Annotated in this window: 1 protein-coding gene; it reads right to left on the reverse strand. The window is 39.8% G+C overall.

The annotated features are described in order from the left end of the window. The coding region (locus tag ciss_RS09045) for a transposase (protein WP_143298475.1) at nt 1-241 on the reverse strand (241 nt) is incomplete at both ends.

The raw sequence follows: 241 nt of genomic DNA on the forward strand, positions 1-241 counted from the left end.
CCGTATGTCTATGACTGGCTTGATCTTATACTGATCCCAGCATTTTTCTATTAGTTTTGTATCATCATAGCCTTTGTCTGCTGCTATGGTTTCTGCTTTTTCTAAGATCTCCCGCTGCCTCTTTTCCATCTGTTCAAGTAATGCATGTCCTTCTTTGATGTCAGACGCTGACGCTTTGGTTACTTTATAGGCTATAGGTAATTCATATGTAGCATCTATCACTAAATGCAGCTTGTAGCCA

The sequence above is a fragment of the Carboxydothermus islandicus genome, from assembly GCF_001950325.1.
GTDB lineage: Bacteria > Bacillota > Z-2901 > Carboxydothermales > Carboxydothermaceae > Carboxydothermus > Carboxydothermus islandicus.